The 3,210-nt window shown below is 44.5% G+C and carries 2 protein-coding genes and 1 pseudogene; 1 reads left to right on the forward strand and 2 read right to left on the reverse strand.

What is annotated here, in order from left to right:
- A pseudogene (locus A3756_RS14400) lies at nt 1-339 on the reverse strand (hypothetical protein); the annotation flags it as partial.
- A 170-nt stretch (nt 340-509) separates the two neighbouring features.
- A complete protein-coding gene (locus A3756_RS14405; RefSeq protein ID WP_068516739.1) occupies nt 510-1,502 on the reverse strand; it encodes an alpha/beta hydrolase in 993 nt (330 codons plus the stop codon).
- A gap of 440 nt (nt 1,503-1,942) precedes the next feature.
- Between A3756_RS14405 and A3756_RS14410 the strand changes: the two genes are divergently transcribed.
- A partial coding sequence (locus A3756_RS14410; RefSeq protein ID WP_068553741.1) for a wax ester/triacylglycerol synthase domain-containing protein occupies nt 1,943-3,210 on the forward strand: 1,268 nt, incomplete at its 3' end.

Consider the following 3,210-nt stretch of genomic DNA (forward strand, 5'->3'; position numbering starts at 1 on the left):
TACCAGAAGACTCACTGTTTCAAGAATTTTTTTTGGTAAAAGCTTGATCATTTTAGGAAATATTCGCTCAAGATCCCGATCGCGGTCGCTGAAATCCTCGGTTGAATATAAATCCGTAAACAGGAAGGATAAGCCGTCTTGATAGTCGCTTGATTGATAAAAATCGCGATGACTGAACTTTAAGCGCTCACTTTGCCAGTGAGCGAGTTTTGCCAAGTGGTGGTCGATATTGTCGAGCTTTGATTGCTGTTGGAAGTCGTGATAATTGAGCATTGCCTCTCTTAGCCTTTTGGCCGCAGGGCTAGAAGCATGGGTGTGAAGAAGCTTGTCACGGCTCATAGTGATCGCGGATCCCTGATACTCAATAGAACAGGTTTGGAATTCTATAGAAAGACAGGCGCTGAATCGAGTGGAATTTTTGAATGCCTGGTGTTGAGAGCTGTTTTGGCGCTGAAGGCTGTTTTGGGCGCTGAAGGCTCAACGCCGGAGTCACTATCTGCTAAGAAGTGCTACACGCCTGCAGATAATTGTAGCTTCTTTTGCTGGTCGGGGTTGAGTTTCATTGTTGGACGAGCGGGCTTGTTGCTAAGAACGGTGGGCATGTCGTCAAGGCTCGGTGTCCATTTAGGGTCGTCCAGTGATACGAAATGGCTCATCGCATCAGTTTCAACAATTCTCACGGCATTCGGGCTATGCTTGGCACTGGCAAGCATTAAGTCACGGTCAAGAATTCTATCTAGTTTAGGGATTAGGAAGGTGCCATGCTTAACATGCTCATAAACTGAATAGTCAGCTTTATCCATCCAGGCAAACAGGTTCTCAATGTTGCGCACGATAGTCAGATGGTCTTTGGTTGCACTAAACATCTTATTGAGCAGTTGTTTCTTGCGCTCATTGGTCTTGCCAAAAAACATTTGTCCATAAGACGATGAAGGTGTACTATTAATCATACGAACAACCCAGGGCCACATACCATGGCTGACAGGTTCCAGCATTGCTGAAACTAGTGGGTGAGTTTTACCACCAGGCAAGGCTGGCGCTTCGAGAATTAGCTCAACATTCTTATAGAGTTCTGGTCGAAAGCTTACCGCTTGGAGAATAACGGCGCCGCCACGAGAGTGACCGTGAATACGAATGTTTTCAGTTGTCGGTAAATTTTCGAGAGCCTGGTTAAGGACGCATGCATCGTATTCAATGGTCGCTTCAGGGTACTTAATAGGTATTTCCCACTCAGCTGGCTCTGGGATAGGGCCGCTAACAGGAACGTGGTAGTTACTGCAGGTCAATAATACCAATTCTGTAGAAGAATCATTATAGAGTTGCGTAAAGTAGCAATGATTTTCCAAAAAACCGTGAACGCCAATAACGGTATGTTTCGCTTGGCTGCTATGGTTTCGAATGCTAACCGCGCCTTTACCGACGGTGAAGACCTTGCCCGAAAACATTTCGGTATAGCTTTGTTCGATCGGCTTTATCAGTTTGCGCGCATGGATTGCTTGCATTTTACTCTCCCAACTCTCTAATAGTCATGCTGCGCTTAAAATTTGGCAGCTGGCTTTTCCGGCGTTTGCACACTTGGAAGGCCCTGTGACTATGGCTTTGCTTAGGTTTCACTTTGTATCTGAAACCGTGCAAATGTTAGATTATTTATCAATAAGTATACGCAGCTTGAGCAACAATGGAATATTAAATTGGTCAAACAATGAGCGCTATTTAGAACTTAAGTTTAAAAGCGTCTGTAACTCTATGAAATAATTATGGCAGATGGGCTTATTTTTCGGTGTTAAAAAATGTAACATTTGGTTTCAATTGAAACTTGAATGTCATATTGCTCAGATATAACACTACTTTCTTGGTGCCGTTTCGCCAAGATATCTGCTATCTTTGCAATCACTATCGTTCTGTCGTTCTCATTACATAAAAACAATATTTGGGGTCAGGCATGAGTAACAGCAAATTAAAACCTTTAACAGGTGCTGATACAGCTTGGTTGCGTATGGACTCTCCTACCAACCTGATGATTATAAATGCCATGCTCATTACCGAGAGTATGGCTTTTGATGATTTTAGAAATACCATCATTAATCGTTTCTTACGTTTTCCACGCTTTACTTCTTGCCCTGTATTCAAGACCGGGCAGTATTATTGGCAGGAAGATCCTTACTTCGATATTGATAACCATGTTAAACGTGTTGCGCTAACAGGTAATGCAGACAAAGAAGCTCTACAGAGCTATCTTGCGGATCAGGCGAGCATACCGCTGGATGCAAGCAAACCTTTGTGGCAGCTATTGTTTGTCGATAACTATGAGCAGGGTAATGCGATTATTCTGCGGGTTCATCATAGCTATGCAGACGGGCTAGCTTTGATTTCTGTTTTTCACTCGATTACCGATGATGCGCCGAATGTGAAACCGTTTTCACCTTCATGTGCGGATAACGACGAGGTAGCGGCCGAAGAAAGTGAGACACTTACTGATATTAATTACGAATGGCCCCGGTACCAGAAAGTAGTGGATACTGCGAAAGTTCGTGTAGATCGGTATGCCTCATTGGCTAGGAAAGTCTCTTCTGAAGGTATTCAGGTATTACGCGATAAAGAAGCACTTAGAGAGCTTGTTGGTGATGGAGTTAAAGCAGCGGCAGAACTAGCTCAGTTGGCGACGATGGCACCAGACCCTAAGCGTGTCTTGAAGGGTAAGTTAGGTGTTCGCAAAACCTGTGCCTGGTCTGAGCCGATAAGCTTTGATAAGTTTTACGGTATTTCCAAGGTGGTTGGCTGTAAGATTAATGACTTGTTGATTTCTTGTGTTGCGGGTGCCTTTCGCGAGGAGTTGCTGCTTGCAGGTGAAGAACTCGATGGCAAGCAGGTTCACGTGACCTTGCCTGTCAATATTCGCCCTGAAAGCAAAGTGGATATGGCTGGTAACCCTGACGACCTGGGTAACTGCTTCGGAACGGTTTTTGTGGCTTTGCCTGTTGGGATCGAGAATCCGCTGGAGAGAGTCTGCAAGATTAAGCATGACATGATTTCTTTGAAACAGTCTCTTCAACCAGCTTTGTCCTACGGCATTCTTTATGCGGCAGGCATGCTGCCTAAAAATGTTCAGAAAACCCTATTGGAAAGTTTTGGTAACAAAACCTCCGCTGTCTTATCTAATGTGCCTGGTTCTAGAGAGACTCGCTACCTAGCTGGGGCTGAGATTAAAGA

This window comes from Oleiphilus sp. HI0086, assembly GCF_001635225.1.

Coding starts and splice junctions, on each gene's coding strand:
- A3756_RS14405 (WP_068516739.1), bottom strand. CDS start 1,502: ATGCAAGCAATCCATGCGCGCAAACTGATAAAGCCGATCGAACAAAGC.